Annotated in this window: 17 protein-coding genes and 1 tRNA gene; 15 read left to right on the top strand and 3 right to left on the bottom strand. The window is 65.3% G+C overall.

The window, feature by feature from the left end:
- Positions 1-201 precede the first annotated feature (201 nt).
- Together KEC55_RS22750 and KEC55_RS22745 are read left to right on the top strand one after the other, a co-directional pair.
- Positions 202-1,536 carry an NAD(P)/FAD-dependent oxidoreductase gene (locus KEC55_RS22750; RefSeq protein ID WP_282511050.1) on the top strand — a complete coding sequence of 445 codons (1,335 nt, stop codon included), beginning with the start codon at positions 202-204 and terminating at the stop codon, positions 1,534-1,536.
- A gap of 420 nt (positions 1,537-1,956) precedes the next feature.
- The gene (locus KEC55_RS22745; protein WP_282511048.1) at positions 1,957-2,832 is read left to right on the top strand and encodes a dienelactone hydrolase family protein; all 876 of its coding nucleotides are present in this window, start codon (positions 1,957-1,959) and stop codon (positions 2,830-2,832) included.
- A 54-nt stretch (positions 2,833-2,886) separates the two neighbouring features.
- Here the strand turns inward: KEC55_RS22745 and KEC55_RS22740 are convergent, their stop codons facing one another.
- Both KEC55_RS22740 and KEC55_RS22735 read right to left on the bottom strand, forming a co-directional pair.
- A complete protein-coding gene (locus KEC55_RS22740) occupies positions 2,887-3,756 on the bottom strand; it encodes a sulfurtransferase (RefSeq protein ID WP_282511047.1) in 870 nt (289 codons plus the stop codon).
- Positions 3,757-3,873: 117 nt separating this feature from the next.
- Complete coding sequence (locus tag KEC55_RS22735) at positions 3,874-4,980, bottom strand: aromatic ring-hydroxylating oxygenase subunit alpha (RefSeq protein ID WP_176045990.1); 1,107 nt, start codon at positions 4,978-4,980, stop codon at positions 3,874-3,876.
- A gap of 271 nt (positions 4,981-5,251) precedes the next feature.
- Here KEC55_RS22735 and KEC55_RS22730 point away from each other — a divergent pair, with 271 nt between their 5' ends.
- The 4 genes from KEC55_RS22730 (at position 5,252) to folE2 (ending at position 9,376) form a co-directional block, all read left to right on the top strand.
- Entirely contained in the window at positions 5,252-5,545 is a 294-nt protein-coding gene (locus KEC55_RS22730; RefSeq protein WP_011355806.1) for an exodeoxyribonuclease VII small subunit, read from the top strand.
- The gene (locus KEC55_RS22725; protein ID WP_176045989.1) at positions 5,542-6,426 is read left to right on the top strand and encodes a polyprenyl synthetase family protein; all 885 of its coding nucleotides are present in this window, start codon (positions 5,542-5,544) and stop codon (positions 6,424-6,426) included. Before KEC55_RS22730 ends, KEC55_RS22725 begins: the two co-directional genes overlap by 4 nt.
- An 81-nt stretch (positions 6,427-6,507) precedes the next feature.
- On the top strand, positions 6,508-8,412 hold the full coding sequence (gene dxs / locus KEC55_RS22720; protein ID WP_176045988.1) for a 1-deoxy-D-xylulose-5-phosphate synthase: 1,905 nt from the start codon (positions 6,508-6,510) through the stop codon (positions 8,410-8,412).
- A gap of 154 nt (positions 8,413-8,566) precedes the next feature.
- Positions 8,567-9,376 carry a GTP cyclohydrolase FolE2 gene (gene folE2 / locus KEC55_RS22715; protein ID WP_006486446.1) on the top strand — a complete coding sequence of 270 codons (810 nt, stop codon included), beginning with the start codon at positions 8,567-8,569 and terminating at the stop codon, positions 9,374-9,376.
- Positions 9,377-9,448: 72 nt separating this feature from the next.
- On the opposite strand, the gene tsaD is transcribed toward folE2, so the two are convergent.
- The gene (tsaD, locus tag KEC55_RS22710) at positions 9,449-10,489 is read right to left on the bottom strand and encodes a tRNA (adenosine(37)-N6)-threonylcarbamoyltransferase complex transferase subunit TsaD (protein ID WP_282511035.1); all 1,041 of its coding nucleotides are present in this window, start codon (positions 10,487-10,489) and stop codon (positions 9,449-9,451) included.
- A 130-nt stretch (positions 10,490-10,619) separates the two neighbouring features.
- On the opposite strand from tsaD, the gene KEC55_RS22705 reads away from it, so the two are divergent.
- The 9 genes from KEC55_RS22705 to KEC55_RS22665 all read left to right on the top strand — a co-directional run bounded on the left by KEC55_RS22705 (position 10,620) and on the right by KEC55_RS22665 (position 23,737).
- Positions 10,620-11,840: an NAD(P)/FAD-dependent oxidoreductase gene (locus KEC55_RS22705; protein WP_282511033.1), complete on the top strand. Its 1,221-nt coding sequence runs from the start codon at positions 10,620-10,622 to the stop codon at positions 11,838-11,840.
- Between the two features lie 105 nt (positions 11,841-11,945).
- Positions 11,946-12,158, top strand: a complete 213-nt coding sequence (rpsU, locus tag KEC55_RS22700; RefSeq protein WP_006751743.1) for a 30S ribosomal protein S21 — start codon at positions 11,946-11,948, stop codon at positions 12,156-12,158.
- A gap of 194 nt (positions 12,159-12,352) precedes the next feature.
- Positions 12,353-12,799, top strand: coding sequence for a GatB/YqeY domain-containing protein (locus KEC55_RS22695; RefSeq protein WP_027782559.1), 447 nt, complete (start codon positions 12,353-12,355; stop codon positions 12,797-12,799).
- 70 nt (positions 12,800-12,869) lie between these two features.
- Positions 12,870-14,744, top strand: a complete 1,875-nt coding sequence (gene dnaG, locus KEC55_RS22690; protein ID WP_282511030.1) for a DNA primase — start codon at positions 12,870-12,872, stop codon at positions 14,742-14,744.
- 88 nt (positions 14,745-14,832) lie between these two features.
- Positions 14,833-17,250 carry an RNA polymerase sigma factor RpoD gene (gene rpoD / locus KEC55_RS22685; RefSeq protein WP_176045982.1) on the top strand — a complete coding sequence of 806 codons (2,418 nt, stop codon included), beginning with the start codon at positions 14,833-14,835 and terminating at the stop codon, positions 17,248-17,250.
- 129 nt (positions 17,251-17,379) lie between these two features.
- Positions 17,380-17,455: transfer RNA gene (locus KEC55_RS22680), tRNA-Ile, on the top strand.
- A 286-nt stretch (positions 17,456-17,741) separates the two neighbouring features.
- Positions 17,742-20,807, top strand: a complete 3,066-nt coding sequence (locus KEC55_RS22675) for an ATP-binding protein (RefSeq protein WP_348995859.1) — start codon at positions 17,742-17,744, stop codon at positions 20,805-20,807.
- 223 nt (positions 20,808-21,030) lie between these two features.
- Positions 21,031-21,801 carry an alpha/beta hydrolase gene (locus tag KEC55_RS22670; RefSeq protein WP_282511388.1) on the top strand — a complete coding sequence of 257 codons (771 nt, stop codon included), beginning with the start codon at positions 21,031-21,033 and terminating at the stop codon, positions 21,799-21,801.
- 385 nt (positions 21,802-22,186) lie between these two features.
- Entirely contained in the window at positions 22,187-23,737 is a 1,551-nt protein-coding gene (locus tag KEC55_RS22665) for a phospholipase D family protein (protein WP_282511027.1), read from the top strand.
- Positions 23,738-23,740 lie beyond the last annotated feature (3 nt).

The raw sequence follows: 23,740 nt of genomic DNA, 5'->3' as shown, positions 1-23,740 counted from the left end.
CTTGTGGTCAACGCGCAAGCTCCCGGACAATGCATGTCATTGACACGGGGGCAGCGCGCCCCGCGTTCCGGGGCGGTCGCATCGAAGTGCTTCGAACTGCACATCGATGATGTCCGAACCGGTTAATCCACCGGGCGGCGCGAATGGATCGTGTTTGCTTCGTCCGGCGGCAGCAGTTTCGAATCGCAAAGGGGGAATCAGATGCATCGGATCATCATCGTAGGCGGAGGCGCGGGCGGCCTGGAACTGGCGACGCGGCTCGGCGACCGTTACGGCGCGCGCGGCAATCGTCCCGCGCGTGCGCTTGTCACGCTCGTCGACCGCAATCCGACCCACATCTGGAAACCGCTGCTGCACGAGGTCGCGGCCGGCAGCATGGACCCGTTCACGCAGGAGCTCGAATATGCAGCGCAGGCGCGCTGGCATGGCTTCGAGTTCCAGCAGGGCGGGCTGACCGGGCTCGACCGCGCGGCGAAGCGCATCACGCTCTCGCCGGTCAACGACAGCGACGGCGAGGAACTGCTGCCGGCGCGCGAGCTGGAATACGACACGCTCGTGATCGCGATCGGCAGCACGACCCACTTCTTCGGCGTACAGGGCGCGGCGGAAAACGCGATCGCGCTCGATACCGTCGGCGAGGCCGAGCGCTTCCGGAAGCGGCTGATCGCCGCGTGCATGCGCGCCGAGCATCAGGCGCCGGCGCCGACCCCGCCGGGTGAAGCGGCCGAGCCGCGCATCCAGGTCGTGATCGTCGGTGGCGGCGCGACGGGCGTCGAATTGTCCGCCGAGTTGCGCAACACCGCGCAGGTGTTGTCGGCCTACGGGCTGCACAAGCTCGACCCGCGGCACGACGTCGGCATCGTGCTGATCGAATCGGGGCCGCGGATCCTTCCGGCGTTGCCGGAGCGCGTGTCGTCGGCGACGGCCGAACTGCTCGAAAAGATCGGTGTGCGGCTGATGCTCGCCGAGCGCGTGACCGAGGTGGCGCCCGGGGCCGTCCATACGGCGAGCGGCAAGACGGTGCGTGCCGACCTGACGGTCTGGGCCGCGGGCATCAAGGCGCCATCCGTGCTCGCCAGTCTCGATGGCCTCCAGGTCAACAAGCTCGGCCAGCTCGACGTGCGCCGCACGCTGCAGACCTTTACCGACGACAACGTGTTCGCGCTCGGCGATTGCGCGGCATGCGCATGGCCCGGCAACGAGCGCAACGTGCCGCCGCGCGCGCAGGCCGCGCACCAGCAGGCGACCTTCCTGCTGAAGGCAATCGGCTGCCGGCTCGACGGGCGCCCGCTGCCCGAATTCACGTATCGCGACCTGGGCTCGCTCGTGTCGCTCGGCCATTTCAGCGCGGTCGGCAACCTGATGGGCGGGCTGATCGGCGGCAACATGCTGATCGAAGGGCTGTTCGCGCGCTTCATGTACATGTCGCTGTACCGGATGCACATCGCCGCGCTGCACGGCTATCCGCGCATGATGCTCGACACGGTCGCGCACTGGCTGCGACGCACGACGCTGCCGCGCGTCAAGTTGCACTGAGCGCGTGTTCGCGTGGGAGGCGGGCGGGGAGCGCACACGTCGTGCGTAGTCCCTGTCTGTCGTTTTTGCGGGCAGCCGGGCTGCCGTGCCCGCGTGTGACGGGCAATATCGACCGCGTGTTTTTCGTTTCAATTCGCCAGCATCCGATCGCGTGACGGCGATCAATCTGCGGCGTGTTGCATCGCGATTCGACGGGCCGCCTGCGGTTTTTTCACGACGATCGACGTGTCGAATCAACGCGCCGTAATCGAGTCTTACACATCTGACAGTTGACGCGACAACGGATTATTGGGCATCTTGTCCGGGTTTCCGTTTGCGGCGGGGTGCCAACCGCCGCGACATCCGTGCCGCGCGCCGGCGCGATGCCCCGTCATATGCATCCAGAATCGTGACGGTGGCGCCCAATCGAGGAGTGCATTCATGTTGAAACCCGAAGTCGACAGCCTGGTTCCCCACGTTCCGTTCTCGCGCCGCAAATTCATGCAGGCCGCGCTGGGCGGCACCTTCGCGGCGGCCGTGTTGCCCGTTTCGGCGCAGACGGTCACGACCGACAGTACCGGGCTGGATGTCGACACCATCGAGATCCGCTCGGGCGACGCGAGCGTGCCGGCTTATCGTGCACAACCAGTCGACAAGACGAACCTGCCGGTCGTCATCGTGATTCACGAGATCTTTGCGGTGCATGCGCATATCGCCGATATCTGCCGCCGCTTTGCAAAGCTCGGCTATCTCGCGATCGCGCCGGACCTGTTTGCGCGGCAGGGCAACGTGTCGAAGTATCCGACGATCCAGGGGGTCGTCGACAACATCGTCAGCAAGGTGCCGGACCGGCAGGTCACCGAGGATCTCGATGCGACGGTCGCGTGGGCCGGCAAGAACGGCGGCGACCTGTCGCGTCTCGGCGTGGTCGGGTTCTGCTGGGGCGGCCGTCAGAGCTGGCTGTATGCCGAGCACAATCCGCACGTGCGTGCGGCCGTTGCATGGTACGGGTTCGTCGAAGGCAAGACCGACGAGATGACGCCGTTCAATCCGGTCGATCATGCGTCGTTGCTGAAGGTGCCGGTGCTCGGGCTCTACGGCGAGAAGGACACGAACATCACGCAGGCATCGCTCGCCGACATGCGCAAGGCGATCCAGACGAGCGATTCGAAGCTCGCGCGCGAATCGGAGATCGTCGTGTATCCGGATGCCGGTCACGCGTTCTTTGCCGATTATCGGCCGAGCTATGTGAAGGCCGATGCCGAGGAGAGCTGGAAGCGCGCGATCGCGTGGCTCCACAAGTACGGCGTGATGTAAACGGCGAGCGGCGGCCCATGCCGCCGCTTTATCACCGCTGCGTGGTGCCCGCGCTTACGGCGTCGGGCCGGTTGCGATCGGCCGCGACGGATCGGCGCTCCATTCGCTCCACGAGCCCGGATACAGCGATGCGCCGTGCAGGCCGGCCACTTCCATTGCCAGGGCGTTGTGGCACGCCGTCACGCCGGAGCCGCATTGCAGGATCACGCGGTTCGGCTCGGTGCCTGCCAGCACGGTCGAGAACGCCTCGCGCAGTTCATGGCCGGTCTTGAAGCGGCCGTCGGCGTTCAGGTTGTCCTTGAAGAAGCGGTTGCGCGCGCCGGGGATGTGGCCGCCGACACGATCGATTGTTTCGTTTTCGCCGCGGTAGCGGTCCGGTGCGCGCGCATCGATCACGACGCGCGTGGGTGCGCTCACGTTGGCGAGCACGGCTGCCGCGTCGACCGTCGATTCGAGCGGCGCAGCCGCGCGGAAATCGCCGGCGGCCGGTTGCGGCACGTCGGCCGTCAGCGGCTGGCCGGCCGCTTCCCAGGCCTGCAGGCCGCCGTCGAGCACGGCGACCGAATCGTGGCCGAGCCAGCGCAGCAGCCACCACAGGCGCGCCGCATAGGCGCCGCCTTGCGCGTCGTATGCGACGACTTGCTGGCCCTGCTTGAGGCCGCGGCTGGCGAGCAGCGTGGCGAGTGCGTCGCGGGTCGGTAGCGGATGGCGGCCGTTGGTGCCTGTTTTGCGGCCCGACAGGTCGCGGTCGAGATGGAGATACTGTGCGCCCGGGATATGGCCGGCCGCATACGCGGCTTCGCCGGCAGCGGGATCGACGAGATCGAAGCGGCAGTCGAACAGGACGACGCTGCCGGGCGCCGCGGCCAGGCGCTCGGCGAGATTGGCGGCGGAGATGAGCGTGGTGTAGTGAGTGTGTGGCATGACGACTCCCTGGAGTGCAATTGGCCTGACACTCCAAGTCTAAACAAAAAAAGACGGGCCGAAACCCGTCTTTTCGTCTGCCGGATGCCGCGCGGCGTCAAAGCGCCGCACCGGCCGTCAGAGGTCGCCGAGGTGGCGGCGCAGGAACTCGTGGAAGTGCTGCATGCCGTCTTCCATCGGGCTCTGGTACGGGCCGACCTGCGACTCGCCGCGTGCCATCAGTGCACGGCGGCCTGCGTCCATCCGCATTGCGATCTCGTCGTCCTCGACGGCCGTTTCCATATAGGCGGCGCGCTCGGCCTCGACGAACTCGCGTTCGAACAGCGCGATTTCCTCGGGGTAATAGAACTCGACAATGTTGGTCGTCTTCTGCGGGCCTTGCGGAATCAGCCACGACACGACGAGCACGTGCGGATACCACTCGATCATCAGGCCCGGGTAGTAGACCATCCAGATCGCACCGAACTCCGGCGGCACGCCGTTGCGGAACTTCAGCACCTGCTCGTGCCATTTCTGGTAAGTCGCGCTGCCCGGTTTCGCGAGGGCGTTGTGCACGCCGACCGTCTGCACGCTGTACCAGTCGCCGAACTCCCATTTGAGGTCGTCGCACGACACGAAGCTGCCGAGGCCCGGATGGAACGGGACGACGTGGTAATCCTCGAGGTAGACCTCGATGAACGTCTTCCAGTTGTAATCGCACTCGTGCACTTCGACGTGATCGAAGTGGTACTCGGAGAAGTCGAAGTGATGCTTCGTGCCGAGGTTGGCGAGGTCGCGCGCGACATTCCGGCCTTCGGCCTCGAACAGCAGCCCCTGCCAGTTTTGCAGCGGGCTCTTGCCGAGGTTCAGGCACGGCTTGTCGGGGAAGTGCGGCGCGCCGAGCAACTCGCCTTCCAGGTCGTACGTCCAGCGGTGCAGCGGGCACACGATATTCTGCGTGTGCCCGCGCCCGTTAAGCATGATCGCCTGACGGTGACGGCAGACGTTCGACAGCAGCTCGATCTGGTTCGTCTGGTTGCGGACCAGCACGCGGCCTTCCTTCTCGGACGGCAGCGCAAAATAATCCCCCGCCTCGGGCACCATCAACTCGTGCCCGACGTAACGAGGTCCTTTCTTGAAGAGGGTTTCGATCTCGCGCTCGAGTAGCGCCTCATCGAAATATGCAGTGACTGGAAGCTGGCTGTGAGCCGACTTCAACTGAAGCGCGTCGCTCAGATTGGACATTCCCACTCCCGGTGTTAGCGTGAAAGCAGTGAACAACCCAACCATCGAAAAATCGATTTAGGGAAACGGGGAATTATACCCGGTTCGCCTCGCAAGGCTAGGATTAAGTGCCTGATTTGTGTCAATTTTTTGTCGGGCGACCACCGGAAGGCGCACAATGTGTGTCGGAGATGGGGCCGGAATATGTTCCGGGGTGCCCACGACGGCAGGTCGGAAAATTCTCTTTTGCCGTAGAATGTCCGACTTGTTTTGAAATTTGACACCCTCGTCCATGGCGAAAACCGCATCCCCAGGCGCCACGCCGCCCGGCAATGGCACCGAACCGTTGCCGGACAATTATGAGATGGCGCTCGCGGAACTCGAGACGCTGGTTGCCCGGATGGAAGGCGGCGCGTTGAGCCTCGAGGATTCACTGACGGCATACCGCCGCGGTGCGACCCTCGTTGCGTTTTGCCAACAGCAGCTCGAGAAAGTGGAGCAGCAGGTTCGCGTGCTCGACGGCGCGACGCTGAAGCCGCTTTCGTCCGGAACGGCCGCCACGGACGGCGAAGACGACGATCTATGACATTCGAACAATGGATGCGGTCTGTGCTTGACCGTGTCGAGAACGCACTCGGCCACTATTTGCCCGCTGAAACCGCGATGCCCGCGAAACTCCACGAGGCGATGCGCTACGCGGTCCTCGGCGGTGGCAAGCGTGTTCGCCCGCTGCTGTGCCATGCAGCCGGCGAACTGAGCGGCGCGACGGAAGCGGCACGCAATGCGGCGGCGGCGGCGCTGGAGATGATCCACGTCTACTCGCTCGTGCATGACGACATGCCGTGCATGGACGACGACGCATTGCGCCGCGGCAAGCCGACCGTGCACGTGCAGTACGACGAGCCGACGGCACTGCTGGTTGGCGATGCGCTGCAGTCGCAGGCATTCGTTGCGCTGACCGACGCCGATGCGCTGTCGCCGGTGCAGCAGGCTGCGCTCGTGCGCGAACTGGCGCTCGCGAGCGGCTCGATCGGCATGGCCGGCGGGCAGGCGATCGACCTGGCGAGCGTCGGCCTCAAGCTGACGCGCGAGCAGCTCGAGACGATGCACCGGATGAAGACCGGCGCACTGCTGCGTGCAGCCGTGCGGATGGGCGCGCTGGCCGGCGAGACGCCTTCGGCGGAAACGATGGCTGCGCTCGACGTCTATGCGGGGGCCGTGGGTCTGGCCTTCCAGGTCGTCGACGACATTCTCGACGTCACGACCGATTCGGCGACGCTCGGCAAGACGGCCGGCAAGGACGCGGCGAACGACAAGCCGACCTACGTATCGATCCTCGGCCTCGAGGCGTCGCGCGAGCTGGCAGCGCAACTGCGCGCCGAAGCGCACGACGCGCTGAAACCGTTCGGCGCACGCGCACAGCGTCTCGCCGAACTTGCCGACCTGGTAGTGAACCGGGTCAGCTGACGCGAAAGCCCGCCGCCGCGCATACGCTACGATGCGTGCAACAGAATGCGGGCGCGTTTGATTTCCTACAATGGAACGACGATGTACGACTTGCTGAAAACCATCGACGACCCGGCGGATTTGCGCCGCCTCGATCGTCGCCAACTGCAACCGCTCGCGGATGAACTGCGCGCGTTTGTGCTCGACAGCGTGTCGAAGACGGGCGGCCATTTGTCGTCCAACCTCGGGACGGTCGAGCTGACGATCGCGTTGCACTACGTGTTCAACACGCCGAACGATCGCATCGTCTGGGACGTGGGCCACCAGACCTATCCGCACAAGATCCTGACGGGCCGTCGCGACCAGATGCATTCGCTGCGTCAGCAGGACGGCATCTCGGGCTTCCCGCGTCGCAGCGAATCCGAATACGACACGTTCGGCACCGCACACTCGAGCACGTCGATCTCGGCCGCGCTCGGCATGGCGATCGGCAGCCAGCTGAACGGCGACGACCGCTTCTCGATCGCCGTGATCGGCGACGGCGCGATGACGGCCGGCATGGCGTTCGAAGCGATGAACAACGCGGGCGTGTCGGAAGATGCGAAAGTGCTCGTCATCCTGAACGACAACGACATGTCGATCTCGCCGCCGGTCGGCGCGCTGAATCGCCATCTCGCACGCCTGATGTCGGGCCGCTTCTATGCGGCTGCGCGCGCGGGTGTCGAACGCGTACTGAGCGTGGCGCCGCCGGTGCTCGAACTCGCGCGCAAGCTCGAGGAGCACGCGAAGGGCATGGTCGTGCCGGCTACGCTGTTCGAGGAGTTCGGCTTCAACTACATCGGCCCGATCGACGGTCACGATCTCGATTCGCTGATCCCGACGCTGCAGAACATCCGCGAACTGCGCGGTCCGCAATTCCTGCACGTGGTGACGAAGAAAGGCCAGGGCTACAAGCTCGCCGAAGCCGATCCCGTGCTCTACCACGGCCCCGGCAAGTTCAATCCGGCCGAAGGCATCAAGCCGTCGACCACACCCGCGAAGAAGACTTACACGCAGGTGTTCGGCGAGTGGCTGTGTGACGAAGCCGAGCGCGATACGCGCGTCGTCGGCATCACGCCCGCGATGCGCGAGGGCTCGGGCATGGTCGAGTTCGAGAAGCGCTTCAAGGACCGCTACTACGACGTCGGCATCGCCGAGCAGCACGCGGTGACGTTCGCGGGCGGCATGGCAACCGAAGGCCTCAAGCCGGTCGTCGCGATCTACTCGACGTTCCTGCAGCGTGCTTACGATCAGCTGATCCACGACGTCGCGCTGCAGAACCTGCCGGTCGTGTTCGCGATCGATCGCGCGGGCCTCGTCGGCGCGGACGGTGCAACGCACGCGGGTGCATACGATCTCGCGTTCATGCGCTGCATCCCGAACATGACGATCATGGCCGCATCCGACGAGAACGAATGCCGCCAGATGCTGCACACGGCGCTGCAGCAGCCGAACCCGACCGCGGTGCGCTATCCGCGCGGCGCGGGCACGGGCGTGGCGACGGTGAAGGAATTCACCGAGATCCCGCTCGGCAAGGGTGAAGTGCGTCGCCAGACGTCGCAGCCGGAAGGCAAGCGCGTCGCGATCCTCGCATTCGGCACGATGGTCGCACCGTCGCTCGCGGCAGGCGAAGAGCTCGACGCAACCGTCGCGAACATGCGTTTCGTGAAGCCGGTCGACGCTGCGCTCGTGCGCGAACTCGCCGAGACGCACGACTACCTCGTCACGGTCGAGGAAGGCTGCGTGATGGGTGGCGCGGGTTCGGCCTGCGTGGAAGCCCTGATGGAGAGTGGGGTTATCCGACCCGTACTACAATTGGGCCTCCCTGACCTGTTCATCGATCACGGCGATCCCGCGAAGCTGCTGTCGCAATGCGGCCTCGACGGCGCGGGCATCGCGAAATCGATTCGCGAACGCTTTCTGAATCCGGCGGCCGATGTCGCCGGTCAGGCGAAGCGCGTCGCATAAGCTGGCGCCGCCTGCGGGCGGTGCCGGTGCGACTGGCGCAACCGGTCTTCATTGATGCGGAAAACATGGGCCTGCGGGCCCATGTTGCTTTTCCGGCTGCCGCATGACGCGGCGTGCGCGTCGTCGAACGCGCGGCTTACAAGGATTGAACAAGATGAACCAGATGAATCCCGCCTTCGTGATGCCCGACGTGCAGAGCACGGTGGATACCCGTCAGATTCCGATTCAGCGCGTGGGCGTGAAGGCGGTCCGGCATCCATTGACGGTGTGTACCGAAAGCGGCGACGTGCAGCCGACCGTCGGTGTCTGGAACCTCGACGTCCGCCTGCCTGCGGACCAGAAGGGCACGCATATGTCGCGCTTCGTCGCGCTGCTCGAAGAGAATCGCGCGCCGCTGACGGTCGAGCGTTTCCGCGCGATGCTCGCGTCGATGCTCGAGAAGCTCGAGGCCGAAGCCGGCCGTATCGAGGTCACGTTTCCGTACTTCGTGAACAAGACGGCGCCGGTGTCCGGCGTGCAGAGCCTGCTCGACTATGAAGTGACGCTCGCGGGCGAAAGTCGCAACGGCGACACGCGCCTGTTCCTGAAGGTGCTCGTGCCGGTGACGAGCCTGTGCCCGTGCTCGAAGAAGATCTCGCAGTACGGCGCGCACAACCAGCGCTCGCACGTGACGATCGACGCGGAGCTCGCGGCCGACCTGCCGGTCGAGGCGCTGATTCGCATCGCGGAAGAAGAGGCGTCGTGCGAACTGTGGGGCCTGCTGAAGCGTCCGGACGAGAAGTTCGTCACCGAGCGTGCATACGAGAATCCGAAGTTCGTCGAGGATCTCGTGCGCGACGTCGCGCAGCGTCTCGATGCCGACGAGCGCGTGGTGGCGTATGTGCTCGAAGCAGAGAACTTCGAGTCGATCCACAATCACAGCGCGTATGCGCTGATCGAGCGCGACAAGCGTCAGGCCGCATAACGCTGCGTCTTTTCGTCGCGCCAATGAGAAAGGCCGCTCACCGAGCGGCCTTTTTTGCGCGGGTTGCGTGGTTCAGCGTGCGAGCGACGCGAGGTCCCAGCGCGGCTTCACGGTGAATGCGTAGTCGGCATTCGCCTGCTCGGGCCAGCGGCCGAGCCGCAGTGCGCCCGCCAGCGCGATCATCGCGCCGTTGTCGGTGCAGAGCGCGAGATCGGGATAGTGCACGTCGAAGCCGCGCTTGGCCGCGGCGGCCGACAGCGCCGCGCGCAACTGGCGGTTCGCGCCGACGCCGCCCGCGACCACGAGGCGTTTGAGCTTCGTCTTTTTCAGTGCGGCGAGCGACTTCGCGACGAGCACGTCGACGGCCGCGTCGACGAAGCCGCGCGCAAGGTCGGCCTTCGCGCGGTCGAGCGCAGTGCCCTCCAGCTTCGCCGCTTCGAACTTCTTCATCTGCGTGAGCACGGCCGTCTTCAGGCCGCTGAAGCTGAAGTCGAGATCGCCCGAATGCAACATCGGGCGCGGTAGCACGACCGCGCCCGGCGTGCCCGTCTCGGCGAGCTTCGACACTTCCGGGCCACCCGGGTAGCCGAGGCCGATCAGCTTCGCCGTCTTGTCGAACGCTTCGCCGGCCGCGTCGTCGAGCGTTTCGCCGAGCGTTTCGTACACGCCGACGTCGGTCACGCGCATCAGTTGCGTATGGCCGCCGGACACCAGCAGTGCGATGAACGGGAACGGCGGCGGTTCGTCGACGAGCAGCGGCGACAGCAGGTGGCCTTCGAGGTGATGGATGCCGACGGTCGGCTTGTTCCACGCGAGGGCGAGCGCATTGGCGATGCTCGCACCGACCAGCAGCGCGCCGGCCAGGCCGGGGCCCTGGGTGAACGCGATCGCGTCGATGTCGTCGCGGCGCGTGCCGCTTTGCGCCATCACTTCCTCGAGCAGCGGCAATGCGCGGCGGATGTGGTCGCGCGATGCGAGCTCAGGCACGACGCCGCCGTACTCGCGGTGCATCGCGATCTGCGAATGGAGCGCGTGCGCGAGCAGGCCGCGCTGCGTGTCGTAGAGCGCGAGGCCGGTTTCGTCACAGGAGCTTTCGATGCCGAGAACGAGCATGGGTGCGGGCAGGGCGCGCTGTTTCGAGCGCGCCGCAGGAAGGTCAACGTAACCGGAAAGTATAGCAGGCGAGGGCCTGCCGCCGCTGGCGGCGGCCCGGGGCCGATGCCGGGCAGGTACAATCCGCGCCATGGAAACTTTTGACATCGCCGTGATCGGCGCGGGCGCCGCCGGGATGATGAGCGCCGCGGTTGCCGGGCAGCTCGGCCGCCGCGTCGTGCTGATCGATCACGCGCCGCGACTCGCCGAGAAGATCCGCATCTCGGGCGGCGGCCGCTGCAACTTCACGAACCTGTACGCCGGGCCCGACAACTATCTGTCGTCGAATCCGCATTTCGCGCGTTCGGCGCTGGCGCGCTATACACCGCGCGACTTCCTCGGGCTGCTCAAGCGCCATCACGTGACCTGGCACGAAAAGCACAAGGGCCAGCTTTTTTGCGACCACGGCAGCGACGCGGTCATCGACGTGCTGAAGCACGAGTGCGACGCGGGTGGTATTGCGTGGCGCCGGCCGGTCGTCGTCGACGCGGTGCGCCACGCGCCGGCCGATGGCTTCGTGCTCGACACGCAGCAGGCGGGGGCGATCGGTGCGCGCGCGCTGATCATCGCGACGGGTGGCCTGTCGATCCCGAAGATCGGTGCGACCGATTTCGGCTACCGGCTGGCGAAGCAGTTCGGCCACAAGCTCGTCGATACGCGGCCCGCGCTCGTGCCGCTGACGTTCGCGCCGCAGGACTGGGAGCCGTTCGCGGCGCTGTCGGGCGTGTCGCTCGAAGTGCGCGTGTCGACTGGCGACAAGAAGCGCGGCGGCGAATTCGTCGAGGATCTGCTGCTGACCCATCGCGGCCTGTCGGGGCCCGGCATCCTGCAGATCTCGAGCTACTGGCAGCCCGGCGACCCGATTCGCGTCGACCTGCTGCCGCAGCGTGACTCGGTGGCCGACCTGCTCGACGCGAAGCACTCGTCGAAGCGCCAGATCGGTTCGCTGCTCGCCGACTGGGTGCCGTCGCGCCTCGCGCATGCGTGGCTCGACACGCATCGCGTCGCGGCCGACGCGCGGCTCGCGGACCTGCCCGACAAGACACTGCGCCAGATCGGCGAGGCGCTGTCCGGCTGGACGCTGACGCCGAACGGCACCGAGGGCTACAAGAAGGCCGAGGTGACGAAGGGCGGGGTCGATACGCGGGAGCTGTCGTCGTCGACGATGATGAGCGCGCGCGTGCCGGGGCTGTTCTTCGTCGGCGAGGCGGTGGACGTGACGGGCTGGCTCGGCGGCTACAACTTCCAGTGGGCGTGGGCGTCCGGCACGGCGGCCGGGCAAGCCGCGGCGGAGTATTCGCGCGGCGCCTGACGGGCCGGCTCCCCTTGGCGGGACCAGGCCCCGTGCCTTTGGACAATCCAATCGCTCTGCTATACTCAGTAGTCTTTCCCTGCAAACCTTTATTCGTGTCGGATCATGACGATCATTCGCGTTAAAGAGAACGAGCCGTTCGAAGTTGCAATGCGTCGCTTCAAGCGCACGATCGAGAAGAACGGTCTGCTGACCGAACTTCGGGCGCGCGAGTTTTTCGAGAAGCCGACCGCGGAGCGCAAGCGCAAGAAGGCCGCTGCAGTGAAGCGTCATTACAAGCGAATTCGCAGCCAGACGTTGCCGAAGAAGCTGTACTGAACGATTGGGCGCCGCGCGGTTCGCTGAGCGGCGCACCGGCGACTCCGCGCGATTCGGTGCGATCGCGCAGCCGATCAGGCGGCGAGTCGCCGATGCCGGATTCGAGCAACCCGCTTGAGACACTGTCCCAAGCGGGTTTTTGTGTTGACGCCCATTCGCGGGCGTCGGATTCACGTTTCCATTCCGGGTGAAAGATGAGTTTGAAAGAGCAGATCAGCGAAGACATGAAGGCCGCAATGCGCGCGAAGGAAAGCGAGCGCCTGGCGACGATTCGCCTGCTGATGGCCGCGATCAAGCAGCGTGAGGTCGATGATCGCGTCACGCTCGACGACGCGGGCATCACGGCCGTGATCGACAAGATGATCAAGCAGCGCAAGGATTCGATCAGCCAGTTCCAGGCCGCAGGCCGCGACGACCTCGTCGCGAAGGAGCAGGCCGAGCTGGTCGTGCTGGGCGGCTACATGCCCGCGCAACTGTCGGACGCCGAAGTGGCGGCCGAAGTCCAGGCGGCGGTCGCGCAAACCGGCGCAGCCGGCCCGCAGGACATGGGCAAGGTGATGGGCGTGCTGAAGGGCAAGCTCGCCGGCCGTGCCGACATGACGGCCGTTTCCGCGCAGGTCAAGGCCGCGCTCACGAAGTAAAACCCGTTCCCGGCGCGCCCAGCGATGCGTGCGCCGGGCATCGAATTGTCTTTTTTCGCTCGATCCCACGGTGATTCCGCATTCGTTCCTGCAGGACTTGCTGAACCGCGTCGATATCGTCGACGTGGTGGGCCGGTACGTGCAGCTCAAGAAGGGCGGCGCCAACTTCATGGGGTTGTGCCCGTTCCATAACGAGAAGAGCCCTTCGTTTACCGTCAGCCCGACCAAGCAGTTCTATCACTGCTTCGGTTGCGGCGCACACGGCACGGCGATCGGCTTCCTGATGGAACACGCGGGGCTCACGTTCCCGGAAGCCGTGCAGGAACTCGCGCAGTCCGTCGGGCTGACCGTACCGCACGAACCGTCGATGCGCGGTGGCGGTGGCGGCGGGGGTGGTGGCGACTATCCGGCGCCGGTGTCGAAATCGGTCGCGACCGCGCTGTCCGATGCGATGACGGCCGCGTGCGACTACTACCGCAAGCAGTTGCGCGGTGCGACCGTCGCGATCCAGTACCTGAAGAATCGGGGCCTGACCGGCGAGATCGCCGCGCGTTTCGGGCTCGGTTACGCACCGGACGGCTGGCAGAACCTCGAAACCGCGTTTCCGGACTATCGCGACGAATCGCTCGTCGAGTCGGGGCTCGTGATCGTCAGCGAGAAGACCGACGCGCAGGGCGTCGCGCGCCGCTACGACCGGTTCCGTGAGCGGATCATGTTCCCGATCCGCAACGTGAAGGGGCAGGTGATCGGCTTCGGCGGCCGCGTGCTCGGCAGCGGCGAACCGAAGTACCTGAACTCGCCCGAAACGCCGCTGTTCAACAAGGGTAGCGAGCTGTACGGGCTGTTCGAGGCGCGGCTCGCGATTCGCGAGCGCAAGTACGTGCTGGTCGTCGAAGGCTACATGGATGTCGTCGCGCTCGCGCAGCTCGGGTTTCCGAACGCGGTCGCGACGCTCGGCACCGCGTGCACGCCGATTCACGTGCAGAAGCTGCTGCGCCAGACCGACACGGTCATTTTCAGTTTCGACGGCGATTCGGCCGGACGGCGGGCGGCGCGGCGCGCGCTCGAGGCCTGCTTGCCGCATGCGGGCGACAATCGCACGATCCGGTTCCTTTTTCTGCCGACCGAGCATGATCCGGACAGCTACGTGCGCGAGTTCGGTGCGGACGCGTTCTCCGAGCAGGTCGAGCGCGCGATGCCGCTGTCGCAATTTCTGCTGAACGAAGCAATTTCGGGCAAGGCGCTCGATCAGCCGGAAGGGCGCGCGAAGGCGTTGTTCGACGCGAAGCCGCTGCTGCAGGCGCTGCCCGCGAACGCGTTGCGCGCGCAGATCATGCACATGTTCGCTGACCGCCTCGATATCCCGTTCGAAGAGGTCGCGGGGCTGTCCGACGTCGATACGCGGATCGCGGCGCCGCCGCGCCAGGCGCCCGCGCGCAGCGAGCGCCGCCGCGTGACGGACAGCGAAAAGCGCGCACTGCGCACGCTGGTGATGCATCCGCGCATCGCGTCGCAGCTCGACGACGAGCAGATTGCGACCCTGCGCGCGTTGCCGCGCATCGGCGAGTTGTTCGCGGAAGTCGTCGACCATGCGCGCGCGCTGGGCGACGGCGCGGAGTTCCGGCTGCTGTCGGATGTCCTGCGGACGTCCTCGAACGGGGCGACTTACGAGGAAATCTTCCGCGAAATTCTGGACTATGATGAAAACGTCCGCGATTTGCTGTTACAGAATCCGGAAGACGAGACGGTGCCCGAGCGGCAGCGTGAACAGGAACGGATCGCGGGGGAGGAACTGCAGGCGGCGGTGCTCAAGATGCGCTATGACGCTTGCTGCGACCGGCTTGACCGGCTGGCGCGGCAATCCACCTTCACACCCGAGGAATTGGCCGAATTGACGGAATTGAACCAGCAGCGAACCGACATGAAACGTCGGCTCGGGCTGTAGGCGGCCGGGGAGCTTAGAGAGGGCTCCCCAGCGTGCTATAATATAAGGTTTCCAGCGGTTTGTTTTCCAAGCAGAGGCGAGAATCGCGATGGCAAAGACGACAGGCGGAAAGAAAGCAACAGGCAAGGGCTCGACGGAGCCGACCAAGAAGGTCACAGCGGCCAAGTCTGCTTCTTCCACCAGGACAACGTCTTCAGCCACGTCAGCCTCAGCGGGAAAGAAAACCGCGGCCGGCACTGCTCAGGCTGCGCCGGCACCGGCAGCCAGAACACGGGCTGCCGCGAGACCCGACTCCGGGCCGGCCAAGCCGGCGGCGAAGCGGGCAAGTGCGAAAAGCGCAAGGGACACGACTGCCGACGCGGACGAAACGGCAGTACGTACTACTCATGCACCCACGGTTCAACCGGCTGTCGTCCAGCAGCCGCGAGTCGATATAGCCGGTACGGCGAACTCCATGACCAAAAAGCTGAACGAAGTATCCGTCGTTGACGACGCAAATCAGAGCGACGAGCAGCCCGCAGCCGCGGCTGCACCGGGCAAATCCAAGGTGCGCGATCGTCGCGCCAAGGAAAAGGCGCTGCTGAAGGAAGCGTTCGCGACGAGCACGCCGGGCACGGCCGAGGAGCTCGAAGAGCGCCGCGTGAAACTGCGCGCGCTGATCAAGCTCGGCAAGGAGCGCGGCTTCCTCACGTACGCCGAAATCAACGACCACCTGCCGGACAACTTCACCGAGACCGAAGCCCTCGAAGGCATCATCGGCACGTTCAACGACATGGGCGTGGCGGTCTACGAGCAGGCGCCGGACGCGGAAACGCTGCTCCTGAACGACAACGCGCCGGCCGCGTCGTCGGACGATGAAGTCGAAGAGGAAGCGGAAGTCGCGCTGTCCACCGTCGATTCGGAATTCGGTCGCACGACCGATCCGGTCCGGATGTACATGCGTGAAATGGGCACGGTCGAGCTGCTCACGCGCGAAGGCGAAATCGAGATCGCGAAGCGGATCGAGGACGGCCTGCGCCACATGGTGATGGCCATCTCCGCCTGCCCGACGACGATCGCCGACATCCTCGCGATGGCCGAACGCGTCGCGAACGAAGAGATCCGCGTCGACGAGCTCGTCGACGGCCTGCTCGATCCGAATGCTTCGGACTCCGCCGATACCGACGGTTTCTCCGCGAAGGAAGCGGAAGCCATCGAGAACGAGGACGAGGAAGCCGAAGAGGAAGAGGAAGAAGAGGAAGAGGAGGAAGACGACGGCGCCGCGCAGGCATCGGCGAACGCCGCCCAGCTCGAAGCCCTCAAGCGTGCCTCGCTCGACAAGTTCTCGCAGATCAGCGAGTGGTTCGACAAGATGCGCCGCGCGTTCGAAAAGGAAGGCTACAAGTCGAAGGCCTACCTGAAGGCGCAGGAAACGATCCAGACCGAACTGATGACGATCCGCTTCACCGCGCGTACCGTCGAGCGCCTGTGCGACACGCTGCGTGCGCAAGTGGATGAAGTGCGCCAGGTCGAACGCCAGATCCTGCACACCGTCGTCGACAAGTGCGGCATGCCGCGTTCGGAATTCATCGCACGCTTCCCGGGCAGCGAGACGGATCTCGACTGGTCCGAGAAGATCACGGCCGAAGGCCATTCGTACAGCGCGGTCCTGTCGCGTAACATCCCGGCGATCCGCGAACAGCAGCAGCGCCTGCTCGACCTGCAGGCGCGTGTCGTGCTGCCGCTGAAGGACCTGAAGGAAACCAACCGCCAGATGGCGGCCGGCGAACTGAAGGCACGCCAGGCGAAGCGCGAAATGACCGAGGCCAACCTGCGTCTCGTGATCTCGATCGCGAAGAAGTACACGAACCGCGGCCTGCAGTTCCTCGACCTGATCCAGGAAGGCAACATCGGCCTGATGAAGGCGGTGGACAAGTTCGAATACCGTCGTGGCTACAAGTTCTCGACCTACGCGACGTGGTGGATCCGTCAGGCCATCACGCGTTCGATCGCGGACCAGGCGCGCACGATCCGTATTCCGGTTCACATGATCGAAACGATCAACAAGATGAACCGCATCTCGCGGCAGATCCTGCAGGAAACCGGTCTCGAGCCGGATCCGGCAACGCTCGCCGAGAAGATGGAGATGCCGGAAGACAAGATCCGCAAGATCATGAAGATCGCGAAGGAGCCGATCTCGATGGAAACGCCGATCGGTGACGACGACGATTCCCATCTTGGCGACTTCATCGAGGACAACAACACGGTCGCGCCGGCGGATGCAGCGCTGCATGCCAGCATGCGCGACGTCGTGAAGGACGTGCTCGATTCGCTGACGCCGCGTGAGGCGAAGGTGCTGCGGATGCGTTTCGGTATCGAGATGAGCACCGACCACACGCTCGAGGAAGTCGGCAAGCAGTTCGACGTCACGCGCGAGCGGATCCGTCAGATCGAGGCCAAGGCGCTGCGCAAGCTGCGTCACCCGAGCCGTTCCGACAAGCTGAAGTCGTTCCTCGAAGGGAACTGATTTCCAGCGTCTGTCCTGCGAACGCCGCCGGTATCTGCATGATGCCGGTGGCGTTTGTCCCCTTTGTTGTTACAATGCCGGCCCGGCTGCATTGGCGGGGCGGCGTGTAGCACGCGTCGTATCTCATCAGGGCTTGTAGCTCAGCGGTTAGAGCAGTCGACTCATAATCGATTGGTCGCGGGTTCGAACCCCGCCGGGCCCACCAGATTTCATGCCGCGCCACGCTGTGTCGTGGTGTGCCGAAGACCCGCGATGGCTGCATGCGTCGCGGGTTTTTCTTTGCGCGGACGGTCGGATCGTCCGGCACTCGCCGCGTGGCACGGCCGCGCTCACCCTGGCGTCTCGCATCGCGTTCGTCAGTCGGCATCCGCCCGACTGGAAGGCCATGTTTAACTGCGCTACGATCCATTTCGACGAGAGACGTACCCGGCGGCGCCTGAAATCGCAGGCGCCCGAAATTCTGCACACGCTTCACTTTCCGCGAAACGCCAATGCACGAGTTTTCCCCATTTCGTCTCGATGCGGCAAACCAGTCGTTGCTGCGCAATATGCCTGACGGGGAAACGCGGCGGATTCAACTTCGGCCCAAGGCCTTTTCAATCCTTCAATACTTGCTGGACAACGCCGGTCGGCTGGTCACGCACGACGAGCTGATGGAGCAGCTTTGGCGGAATACGCATGTCCAGCCCGAAGTGCTGGCAAGCCATATCCGCGATATCCGGGCGGCGCTTGGCGATGACGCGAGACGCCCGGCGTTCATCGAAACGGTTGCGCGCCGCGGGTATCGCTTCATCGCGAAGATCGGCGCGGCCGGACCCGCGACGACGAGTGACGCCAACGGCGCGGCCGTCCCCGCGCTTATCGGCAGGGACGCCCAGCTGCTGAAGCTGCAGCAGGCTTACGATGCCGCCGCCGCCGGCAAGCGGCAACTGGTGTTCGTCACCGGCGAGCCGGGCATCGGCAAGACCGCGCTCTGCCTGGCGTTCGCCCGCCGGCTTCGCGATCGTGAGTCGGTACCGCATGTCGCGTGGGGCCAGTGCATCGAGGGGTATGGCGTCACGGAACCGTATTTCCCGGTGCTCAAGGCCATTCACCAGCTGTGCCGGGCCGGCGGCGAGCCGGTCACGCAGCTGTTCGTCGACAACGCACCGACCTGCATCGTCCAGTTTCCGGATCTGGTCGGCAGGGAGCAGCGTCACGCGCTCGAGCGCGACGTCACGGGCGCGACCAGCGGGCGCATCCTGCGCGAGATGCTCGCGGCACTGGAAGCACTCGGGCAGTCGCGGCCAGTCGTACTGATCATGGACGATCTTCAGTGGGTCGATCATGCGACCGTCGACGTGATCTCCGAATTCGCACGCAGGCATCATGCGGCGCGCATCCTGCTGATCTGCACGTTCCGGCCGCTGGAAGCGTTGCTGAACGAGCATCCGATCAAGCGGCTGAAAGAGGCACTCGTCGCGCACCGGTTATGTGACGAGATCGGCCTGACGGGGCTGACGGAAGGCGACATCGTCGAGTACCTCGGCCAGGTGGCGACGGACAACGGGCTGCGGCAACCGCTCGCGAATCTGCTGTTCCGGCGCACGGAAGGCAATCCGTTGTTCATGGTCGCCGCGCTCGAACACAGCGTCGAGCGCGGGCTGCTGGAAGATCGCGACGGGCGGCTGCGCCTGGGGCAGCCGGTCGACAAGCTGGCGCTGGATATTCCGCGAAGCTTGCGGACGGTCATCGAAGCGCAGCTCGACCACCTCGGCGCCGAGGGCTGGCGCGTGCTGGAAGCGGCGAGTGTCGCGGGTGTGGAGTTCACGCCCGCGATCGTGGCCTCCGCGGCGGGATATCCGGTCGAGCAGGTCGAGGAGGTGTGTCACCACCTCGCGCGTCGGCACCAGATCATTCGCGTGGCGGGCTCCGTGCATCGCATGCGCGGCCCGGAGTCGCCGCGTTACGCGTTCGTGCATGCGCTGTATCGCGAGACGTTGTACGAGCGGCAGGTGCCGGGACGTCGCGCGGCGCAACACCAGCTTGTCGGTCAGGCGCTCGAACGTCTTTACGACGGGCATCTCGAAGAACTCGCTGCCGAGCTGGCGATGCATTTCGAACAGGCCGGGGACTGGGCGTGTGCCGTCCGGTATCTGCGCATCGCCGCGGAGAATTCGGAGCGGCGCCATGCTCACCGCGAGGCGATCGCGCTGCTGTCGCACGCACTCGAACTGGTGAACTGGATCGCGCCGGAACCGCGGTGCGATGTCGAGCTGCAACTGCTCGAGAAGCTGGCGACCATCTACGTGGCGTCGTTCGATGCGCGGTGCGTCGACACCTACGAGCAATTGGCCGAAACGGCCTTGGCGTATGGACTGCCGGAGACTGGCGCGACGGCGCTGCTGAATCTCGCGACGTGCCTCTCGTGGGACGATGCGGAGCGGGCGCTGAAGGTCGCGGAGCGCGTGTATCGCATCGCGGAGCGTCTGCCCGATGCGTTCGCGCGACAGCGCTTTCAGATGAGCTGCCATTTCTGGCACGTCTGGGCCGGCGGATGGAACGACACGGAAGTCCGTCAGGTGCGGCGGATATTCCGGGATCTGCAGCAGCATGACCGTACGGCGCTGGCGCGCGAGTCGATGGAGTACGGGATGATCCAGTGGGCTTCGTCCGAATACGACGAATCGTATCGATGCATCGCGGACGGGCTGAACATGCTGACCGCGTCGCTCGAGGGGCAGAACCCGTACTTGAGTATCGCGTACCAGAAGGGGCAGTTCTATCTGCCGCGCGCGCTCTTGTTTCGCGGCGAGTGGGGCAAGGCGCTGGACGCCGTGGATGCGTCGATCGAGCTGGCCGACAGGAACGGCGACTCATTCCCCGCGCAGATGCTTCGCCTGAGCCGATCGTGGATTCACTTCCATGCGATGGACTTCGACGAAGTGCTGGCGACCAGTGAACGGGTGGAGCACATCGGCGACAGTTTCGGCGGCAGCTACCTCGTTCGCCTTGGGCGGCTGCTGTCGGGCTCGGCCGATGTCTGCTCGGGAAACGGCGAGCGCGCGGCACGGACGCTGATCGCGGCGCGCGACGAAATGAACAGTCACCGCATCGTGCTCGACTGGTGTTTCCGCCTTCCGCTGCATGCGGCATTCGCGGAACTCTGGCTCTTGCGCGGGGATGCGCCGCACGCGCGTGAAGAGGCGAGCGACTACCTGGCACTCGCGCTGTCGACCGACGACTATGCGAATCAGGCGCTCGCGCTCGAAGTGAACGCGCGCGTGGCGCTGGCCGGTGGCGCACGATCGACAGCGCATGCATTCATCGTGCGGGCGATCGAGGCCGTGGAAGAACACGAGGTTCCGCTGGCGACCTGGCGTGTCCACGCTACGGCCGCATCGCTGTTCGCGGCCTCCGGGCAGCCTGTCGTCGCGCAGCGGCACCGCGAGATCGCCCGAGCCGCGATTCTGGCGCTTGCCGATTCGCTGGGGTCCCGGCCGGCGCTTCGGCAGACGTTCCTTTCGTCTCCGTTCATTGCCGGCGTCCTGGGCGAGGACGCGGTCGACGCCGCCTGACGGTCTGGTCCCGTCGGTCCCGCCGGTTTTCAGAACTTCTCCATGGTAAGGACAGGACTTGCGGCCGACGTACGCCTAACGTTGTCGCAAGTGCGGCGGAGCGATGTCGAGCAATGGCAGTCATGCCATGTGCGACTGCCGGACTAGCATTTCGTTGGAAGAAAGCGCCGGTGTCGCGATTGCCGGCCGATGTTCGTCATCCCCAACCTGTTGGAGCACGAAAATGAAAACGACCTCGTCCGTAATGCGTGCCGCCGCCGTGCTGGTCCTTTCCGGTGCCGCGCTGGGTTCTCCTGCCGCGATGGCTGCGCCGGTCAAGAATGTCGTCCTCGTCCACGGCTTTTTCGCCGATGGTTCGGGCTGGCAGGCGGTATCGAAAATCCTGGCGCGCGACGGCTACAAGGTGTCCGTGGTGCAGGAGCCGGAGACGTCGTTCGAAGAAGACGTCAAGGCGACGACACGGGTGATCGACGCGCAGGACGGGCCGAGCATCCTGGTTGGCCACAGCTACGGCGGCGCGGTGGTGACGGAAGCCGGCAACGACGACAAGGTTGCCGGCCTCGTTTATGTGGCTGCATTCCAGCCCGATACGGGGGAAAGCCCGCTCGACCTGACCAAGAAGATGCCGCCGGCCTCGAAGTCGATCAAGCCGACCGCGGATGGCCACCTGTATATCGAGCAGGCGAGGTTCCATGAGGACTTCTGCGCCGATCTGCCGGCGGCCGAAGCGAATTTCATGGCGATCTCGCAGGTGACGCCTGCCGCGCAGGCGTTCGGCGTGCCGATCCAGCACGCGGCGTGGCGGACCAAGCCGAGCTGGGCTGTCGTCGCGACGGCGGACCGCGCGATCAATCCCGACCTGGAGCGCTTCATGACCAAGCGCGCGGGGAGTACGACGGTTGCGCTCGACTCGAGCCATGTGGCCTACATGTCGCATCCTGCCGAAGTCGCCAGGCTGATCGAACAAGCTGCAACGACGGCCGGCAAGCAGTGACAGGACGCGGTGCGCCGCCTGTGTCGTGACCGGGCGGAAGAGCAACGCATTCATCCGAGGCGCGATGTCGCGCGCCGGAAACCCGCGATGGCAACGTGCGTCGCGGGTTTTTCTTGGCATGTGCCTGCTTCGATCTCCCCGCTGAAATCTCGCCGCGAGCACTTCCGCCGTGTGTGACAGCGGTATGTCGCGCGCCGGCCGGGCATGTTGCAGCACCGCCACCGGGAAAACGCGGAAACGGTGCAGTGCCGATTGCAATCGAAGTATGCTGTGGCGCGGCACGGCCCGAGCGCGCTATGCGTCGCGCGCCCGGACTGCCGACCCGCGCCGTTCTCAATCCGGCGCCCAGAATAAACAGACTTCGCCGGGAGTGGGGGCGGTCATCATGACCATGCTGCGTTCGTGGGGTGCGATTCTCTCGTTGCTGGCGCTCGTTGCGTGCGCCAGCCTTCCGCCGCAGGCCGATCGCGCGCCGACGCATGCATTCACCGATACGGAACACACGCGGCTGGGCGCCGCGTTCCGGCCGCAGGCCGCCGAGCATCCCGGACAGGACGCGTTTCACTTGCTGACCGATCCGGTCGACGCGCTGGACGCACGTGTGCTGCTGGCCGACCGGGCAGACCGGTCGCTGGACCTTCAGTACTACATCTGGCACGACGACCTGACCGGGCATGAACTGGCCGATGCGGTCATTCGCGCGGCCGATCGCGGCGTGCGCGTGCGCGCGCTGCTCGACGATCTCGGCACGAACGCGGACGACCGCAAGCTGCTCGAGATCAGCTCGCATCCGAACATCGAGATCCGGCTGTTCAATCCGGTGGCGACGCGCCGGTTCAAGAGGATCGGCACGGTGTTCGAGTTCGCGCGCGTCAACCGGCGCATGCACAACAAGGCGTTGATCGCGGACAACCAGGTGGCGATCGTCGGTGGCCGCAATATCGGCGACGAGTACTTCGGCGCCTCGTCGATGCTGGAGTTCGGCGATCTCGATGTCGTCGTCCATGGCCCGGCGGTGAAGGACATCTCGACCGAATTCGATACGTTCTGGAATTCGCCGTATGCGTATCCGATCGATACGCTGGTCGGGCACGACGCGGCGCCGGGCGGGCTCGATCGCCAGCGAGAGCGGTTGCGCGACTACCTGAGGGCCATGGAGGACAATCCGTACGTGCTCGAAGCACGGCAGCGGCTCGACCGGATCGTGCACGGGCAGGGCACCGACCTGTCGTGGGGGCACGCGACGGTGCTGTACGACGATCCGTCGAAGATCGCGCATGCGCCTAAGGACAGCGACGGGCACCTGTTACCGAAGTTGCGAGCACTTGCGTTGCAGCCTCAGCATGACCTGCTGATCGTGTCGCCGTATTTCGTGCCGGGCAAGGACTTCGTCGAGCGGCTGCGTGCGTATTCGGCGCGCGGCGTGCGTGTGACGGTGCTCACCAATTCGCTCGCCTCGACCGACGTGGCGGCCGTGCATGCCGGCTATCGCCGCTACCGGAGCGACCTCGTCGCGGCCGGCGTGCGGCTCTACGAGCGGCGGCCATCGGGCGACAAGAGCATTTCGAAGGACGTCATCATCGGGTCGTCGCGTGCGTCGCTGCATGCGAAAACCTACGTGTTCGACCACCAGCGCATTTTCATCGGGTCGATGAATTTCGATCCGCGCTCGCTGAACCTCAATACCGAGATCGGTGTTTTCTGCGAGAGTCCGGCGATCGCGTCGCAGGTTGCCGGCGATCTGGAATCGCGACTCGACCAGATCGCGTGGCGTGTCGAGCCGAGGACCGATGCGGCCGGGAAAGGGCGGCTCAAGTGGATTCAGACCGATGCGGACGGGAAGGTCACCGAAATCGATCACGAACCGGAAGTGTCGGCGGCGCGGCGGATGGAAGTCTGGTTTCTGGGGCTGTTTCCGATCGAATCGCAACTGTGAGCG

Origin of the sequence: Burkholderia cepacia (assembly GCF_029962485.1) — a bacterium.
Classification (GTDB): Bacteria; Pseudomonadota; Gammaproteobacteria; order Burkholderiales; family Burkholderiaceae; genus Burkholderia.
The sequence above is the reverse complement of the archived record's forward strand: the minus strand, read 5'-3'. Positions and strand labels throughout refer to the sequence as shown.

Excerpts from the sequence above, each read along its gene's own strand:
- KEC55_RS22750 (WP_282511050.1), top strand. The coding sequence starts at position 202 with ATGCATCGGATCATCATCGTAGGCGGAGGCGCGGGCGGCCTGGAACTG.
- KEC55_RS22745 (WP_282511048.1), top strand. The coding sequence starts at position 1,957 with ATGTTGAAACCCGAAGTCGACAGCCTGGTTCCCCACGTTCCGTTCTCG.
- KEC55_RS22740 (WP_282511047.1), bottom strand. The coding sequence starts at position 3,756 with ATGCCACACACTCACTACACCACGCTCATCTCCGCCGCCAATCTCGCC.
- KEC55_RS22735 (WP_176045990.1), bottom strand. The coding sequence starts at position 4,980 with ATGTCCAATCTGAGCGACGCGCTTCAGTTGAAGTCGGCTCACAGCCAG.
- KEC55_RS22730 (WP_011355806.1), top strand. The coding sequence starts at position 5,252 with ATGGCGAAAACCGCATCCCCAGGCGCCACGCCGCCCGGCAATGGCACC.
- KEC55_RS22725 (WP_176045989.1), top strand. The coding sequence starts at position 5,542 with ATGACATTCGAACAATGGATGCGGTCTGTGCTTGACCGTGTCGAGAAC.
- dxs (WP_176045988.1), top strand. The coding sequence starts at position 6,508 with ATGTACGACTTGCTGAAAACCATCGACGACCCGGCGGATTTGCGCCGC.
- folE2 (WP_006486446.1), top strand. The coding sequence starts at position 8,567 with ATGAACCAGATGAATCCCGCCTTCGTGATGCCCGACGTGCAGAGCACG.
- tsaD (WP_282511035.1), bottom strand. The coding sequence starts at position 10,489 with ATGCTCGTTCTCGGCATCGAAAGCTCCTGTGACGAAACCGGCCTCGCG.
- KEC55_RS22705 (WP_282511033.1), top strand. The coding sequence starts at position 10,620 with ATGGAAACTTTTGACATCGCCGTGATCGGCGCGGGCGCCGCCGGGATG.
- rpsU (WP_006751743.1), top strand. The coding sequence starts at position 11,946 with ATGACGATCATTCGCGTTAAAGAGAACGAGCCGTTCGAAGTTGCAATG.
- KEC55_RS22695 (WP_027782559.1), top strand. The coding sequence starts at position 12,353 with ATGAGTTTGAAAGAGCAGATCAGCGAAGACATGAAGGCCGCAATGCGC.
- rpoD (WP_176045982.1), top strand. The coding sequence starts at position 14,833 with ATGGCAAAGACGACAGGCGGAAAGAAAGCAACAGGCAAGGGCTCGACG.
- KEC55_RS22675 (WP_348995859.1), top strand. The coding sequence starts at position 17,742 with ATGCACGAGTTTTCCCCATTTCGTCTCGATGCGGCAAACCAGTCGTTG.
- KEC55_RS22670 (WP_282511388.1), top strand. The coding sequence starts at position 21,031 with ATGAAAACGACCTCGTCCGTAATGCGTGCCGCCGCCGTGCTGGTCCTT.
- KEC55_RS22665 (WP_282511027.1), top strand. The coding sequence starts at position 22,187 with ATGACCATGCTGCGTTCGTGGGGTGCGATTCTCTCGTTGCTGGCGCTC.